This window comes from Bacillus sp. AF62 (genome assembly GCF_050312695.1).
Lineage (GTDB): Bacteria > Bacillota > Bacilli > Bacillales > Bacillaceae_G > Bacillus_A > Bacillus_A cereus.
This window is the reverse complement of record NZ_JBNPJZ010000202.1, coordinates 1-1,188: the sequence shown is the minus strand read 5'-3', so window position 1 is coordinate 1,188 and position 1,188 is coordinate 1. Positions and strand designations below refer to the sequence as shown.

The window sequence follows — 1,188 nt, the reverse complement described above, 5'->3', positions numbered from 1 at the left end:
ATGTCACTCAGCTTTTGTTAAACATTTCTGTTTAGTTTAGGCTGAAACAAGGCACACGCCTTCATCCATCCACTTCCTAATTTCTAAGGAAAAGCCTGTTTGCCCGTACATACGCTTTAAATACAACGTATTACGGAAGATATCTAATCGGTTTAAAATTGCCTGTGTGCTGTCTTCTAATGCGCTTCCTACTTCATATTTCCAAAAGTGAGAGTAATATTTTTGTTCTGGCCCTTGTAAATTGGCTATTACGTTTGCTCGAAACAGTTCATCACTTATGAATAATGGGATACTTAAAATGGTATGAATTTGGCTCTTATCACAAAGTAACGTCCCAATAATCGCTCTTAGTAATCGTTCGGTTTGTTGTGCTTGCCCTGGAATCATTGACTTAATCATTTCCATAATGGATTCAACCACTGTCTGGATATCTTCATTTGGAAAGCGATGAAACAAATTCAAGGCTGGTGGATGATCTGTATTTCGAAAACGGATAAAATGAACTTTACTCCAATCAACTTGTTTTCCATCCTTTTCCGCTTTTAAGAGTCGATTCATTGCTACATATGCCAAATCTTCGGTTGGATCAAATAGAGACAATCCACCCGCTTCATTCGGGTTTTCTAGCCATTTATCAATGACACTTTGCATCAACCTCATGGCAATGGTGCTTTTACCAGACCCAACTTTCCCCGTAATGTAACCATGATTCTTAAAAAAGTCTTCTCGAATTTTCACTAATCGATCCTTGATATAGGGATGCATCACATGACCAATTGAAATGCCTTCGGCTAATAAATCATTTGGTATCATGTTTTCCCCTTTATCTAGATACAAAATGTTGCGCTCTGTCTTGCTGTTTTTATCACCCGTTACATTCGGAAGATGGAACAAGTTTAATAGCTCTGATCCCGTCCAGATCATTTTTCCGTATACGGGATGTGGTACAGCTGGCATACTGCGTCTAAACCGTCTATATCTCAGCTCATTCACATCAGCCATAATACTTGCCACCATATGTCCTAAGTTCTTGATAACAGGTACACCAGGATAATAGTCACTTGCGAATGAAACAGATACTTGAAATGCGACTTCATTTTTGGCAAACCGCTTATTTAATGCGCGAATTTCTTCTTTTTCAAAGGCATCTAGCCCATGCTTTTTCTTCTTTCGAATGGCCTTTTCTGC

Annotated in this window: 1 pseudogene; it reads right to left on the bottom strand. The window is 38.7% G+C overall.

Going from position 1 to position 1,188, the window contains the following annotated elements:
* Positions 1-57 precede the first annotated feature (57 nt).
* Positions 58-1,188, bottom strand: a pseudogene (locus ACQRBL_RS32260) (ATP-binding protein); the annotation flags it as partial.